This window comes from Pseudomonas sp. F(2018) (assembly GCF_005508865.1).
In the GTDB taxonomy this organism is placed as follows: domain Bacteria; phylum Pseudomonadota; class Gammaproteobacteria; order Pseudomonadales; family Pseudomonadaceae; genus Aquipseudomonas.
This window is the reverse complement of the sequence record NZ_SCOM01000010.1, coordinates 1-3,285: the sequence shown is the minus strand read 5'-3', so window position 1 is coordinate 3,285 and position 3,285 is coordinate 1. Positions and strand designations below refer to the sequence as shown.

At 58.5% G+C, this 3,285-nt stretch carries 4 protein-coding genes and 3 tRNA genes; all 7 read right to left on the bottom strand.

All coding sequences use genetic code 11. The features are described 5' to 3' along the window. Nucleotides 1–131, bottom strand: a 131-nt coding sequence (locus FFS62_RS23115; protein WP_234461683.1) for a GTP-binding protein, incomplete at its 3' end; no start/stop codon positions are given. Nucleotides 132–215: 84 nt separating this feature from the next. After that, nucleotides 216–291: transfer RNA gene (locus tag FFS62_RS23110), tRNA-Thr, on the bottom strand. A 26-nt stretch (nucleotides 292–317) separates the two neighbouring features. Next, nucleotides 318–391, bottom strand: a tRNA-Gly gene (locus tag FFS62_RS23105). 25 nt (nucleotides 392–416) lie between these two features. Next, a tRNA-Tyr gene (locus FFS62_RS23100) sits at nucleotides 417–501 on the bottom strand. 131 nt (nucleotides 502–632) lie between these two features. Further along, nucleotides 633–1,307, bottom strand: a complete 675-nt coding sequence (locus tag FFS62_RS23095; RefSeq protein WP_137975189.1) for an SPOR domain-containing protein — start codon at nucleotides 1,305–1,307, stop codon at nucleotides 633–635. Beyond that, complete coding sequence (locus tag FFS62_RS23090; RefSeq protein ID WP_137975188.1) at nucleotides 1,307–2,059, bottom strand: pantothenate kinase; 753 nt, start codon at nucleotides 2,057–2,059, stop codon at nucleotides 1,307–1,309. Before FFS62_RS23090 ends, FFS62_RS23095 begins: the two co-directional genes overlap by 1 nt. Then, nucleotides 2,049–3,014 (bottom strand): bifunctional biotin--[acetyl-CoA-carboxylase] ligase/biotin operon repressor BirA, encoded by a 966-nt coding sequence (gene birA, locus FFS62_RS23085; RefSeq protein WP_137975187.1) that lies wholly within the window; start codon nucleotides 3,012–3,014, stop codon nucleotides 2,049–2,051. Before birA ends, FFS62_RS23090 begins: the two co-directional genes overlap by 11 nt. Nucleotides 3,015–3,285 lie beyond the last annotated feature (271 nt).

Sequence of the window (3,285 nt, the reverse complement as noted above, 5' to 3'; positions counted from 1 at the left end):
TTGGCCGAACCGAATACTTCGGAGCAGACGCGGGTCAGAGCAGCGGTCAGAGTGGTTTTACCGTGGTCAACGTGACCGATGGTGCCAACGTTGACGTGCGGTTTGTTACGTTCAAATTTTTCCTTAGCCATCTGACCCGTCTCCGAACAAGGAATTGAGAACTGACACTGCCATTAAAACAAAGGCAGATATCTGCATATCTGCCTTTGTTGAAGTGGAGCTCATGAGCGGATTTGAACCGCTGACCTCACCCTTACCAAGGGTGTGCTCTACCAGCTGAGCTACATGAGCGAAACACTTTGCATGAACAACAAACTTGGAGCGGGCAGCGGGAATCGAACCCGCATCATCAGCTTGGAAGGCTGAGGTTCTACCACTAAACTATGCCCGCGGAGCTTGTGGCTCTCGCTTAAATCTGGTGGAGGGGGAAGGATTCGAACCTTCGAAGTCTATGACGTCAGATTTACAGTCTGATCCCTTTGGCCGCTCGGGAACCCCTCCAAAGTGAGGCGGCATTCTCTTCTCATGCCACCCTACTGTCAAGCATTTCCTCAATAAAAACTTGAGGTTAGCACTCTTTGACAGCAGCTCTGCGAGGCGACCCTCGTAAAGCGGGCGCCATTCTATGCAAACTATTGAGCGCTTGCAACGCTTTCACACGGCATTATTTGGTGCTGCAGATCTTTGAAGTCCGAGGCCAGCTGCTGCAGGACATCGTCGGCCAAACGACGACTCTCTGGAGCGACACGCACCCAGAAGCTGCGCTGAGCCCGCGGCAGCTCGCGCAGCATCGGCTCGTAGCCCGCATCACGCAGGCGCTGCATCACGCTTTCGGCGGAATCGCTGCGCGGGAAAATCCCCAGTGAAATGCCATTGGCCAGATCGCCTTGAGTGATGATGTAGCTGTCGATCTTGCGCGCCTGCAACTCCTTCAGCTGACGTAACGAGGCCTGGCGCGAAGCAAGCGGAGCCAGGTAGACCCAATAGTCCAACCCCGCCGCCGCATCCACCGCGCGCACCTGAGCCTCGATATCCAGAGCAATAAGGCGCTGCTCGATCTGTCGGGCCGCATCCTCACCCTGGAAGCTACCCAGGAAAAGACAGGTCTCATCGACAGTCGACGACGGCTGCGCAAGCTCTGGACGCGTCTTCGCGCGGTCGGCCGCATCCAGCAAGCGAATTCCCTGCTGCTCTCCTTTATAGAGAGCCATTGGCTCCACTTCCTTTACCCGCAAGGGAGCCTGCTGCTGATGCCAGACGTAATAGAAGAGATTGAGAACCAGCAGAAGCAGAAAGAACCAACGCATCAAGCACCCTCCACCGGCAGCGGACAAGCCTGAGCCAAGCCAACGAATACAAGGTCAGACACTTGCCGCGCCTGCGGCAACACCTCACTCACCAAGCCAGCATCGCCGCCCGTAAGGTAAACACCAAAGGACTCCCCGAGCAGCTCGCAGGCTAGCTCGACCTGAGTCAGGACAAAGCCGCGCAGCATCAACGCACAGCCGCGCTCTACCGCCTCGACCGTTACCCTTCCCGGCCGCAGACTATGTACTGCCAGCTCGGCCGCAGCATCATCGTAACGAATACGTCGCGTATGAGTTCGTAGCTGATTGCGCATCAGCGGAAGACCAGGGCAGATGTAACCGCCAAGGTGCTCGCCATCGGCCGTCACGAAATCGGAAGTGACCGCCGTGCCGAGATCCAGCACCAGGCAAGCACCCCGCTCTAGCTGATACGCGCCAACCACCGCGAGCCAGCGATCCAGCCCCAGTCGTGCATATTCCTCATAACCGTTGCGCACCCCCGCAAGCTGCAAGGCAGGCTGAGCGCAAAGCACCTTGACCCCGAACTCCGCCTCGAGTGCATCCGTCAACGCTGAGGTTTCCGCATCGCTACGCACACTGACCAGCCGGCAGCCCAGTAGCGACAGGTTCGCGACACCGCGCAGCGCCTCGAGCAAGCGCTCGTCGGAGTCAACGACGCCGCCATGCATCCGCCCCTCGCCCTGAACTCGCCACTTGATCAGGCTGTTCCCGCAGTCCAGCTCAAGAATCATCACGCAACCTCAGACTAAGCTCGCCACCACTGAACTGCCGCTCCTGCCCCGCCACATCCAGGCGCAGCGCTCCGACTCGATCCACACCAAGTACGACGCCATCGATACGCTGAGGCCCCGCCAATAGGCTGACCTCCTTCCCCTGCCAGAGATGGCCAATCTCCCATTCCTCGCGCAGAGCCACGAAGCCATCTCGCCCATGCATATCCAGGTAATGACGCAGCCAGCGCCCCAGGATCAACGCCAGCTCGGTGCGATCAACCAAGCACCCAAGCTGCTCACGCAGTGAGGTCCAGGGCTGGTCGATTGGTACCGAGCTACTAGGCAACATATTCACATTGATACCGATGCCGATTACCACCTGACAGGCTCCTGCCGGATCTCCCGCCAGCTCAAGCAGCACACCGGCAATCTTACGCCCCGAAACCAACAGGTCGTTCGGCCACTTGAGCCCGGCACCGACGCAACCCACCTCTTGCAGAGTCCGCAGAACAGCCAAGCCAACCGACAGGCTCAAGCCATCGAGAGGAAAGGTCGAACCCTCAAGGCGCAGCCCCAGACTGTAATAGAGGTTTTCGCCAAACGGGCTGGCCCAGGCGCGCCCCCGGCGACCACGACCACTCTCCTGCTTCTCAGCCACGACCAGGAGCGGGGCTTCGGCAGAGGCAGCTAAACGACGGAGCACCTCGGCATTGGTGGAATCGATCGTCTCAGCTACCTGGGCTTTCCAGCCAACGTCGCTAGAGGCTGCGAGAATCGCCTCTTCATCGAGCAACGAAAGCTGCGAGGCCAAACGGTATCCTCGCCCGCGCACCCGATGCACTTCCAGGCCTAGTGAAGCCTCGAGATGCTGCAGACGCTTCCAGACAGCCGCACGACTGACCCCAAGCAGCGCCCCGATAGACTCACCGGAATGAAACTGGCCATCCTGCAGCAGCCGCAATACTTCCCGCATCAAAAGAACGCTCGGATAAAGAGGCAGGCATCATAACGATGCAACATTGAAATGCCTAGAAATGCCAACACCTCGGCAAGCCGGAGACCATCGCAGCAGAGGCGCCCAGCTTTTCAGACATGAAGAAACGCAAAAGCCACCGTTAGGTGGCTCTTTACTGCGCGCAATTTGCTCTGATTTAACTCCAGCCTCAGGGCTGAACCCGGCCCTTGCCTTCACTACTGCACAAGCAGCTGAATATTTTTCTTCGGCGCAAAAGCCAAACCCCCAC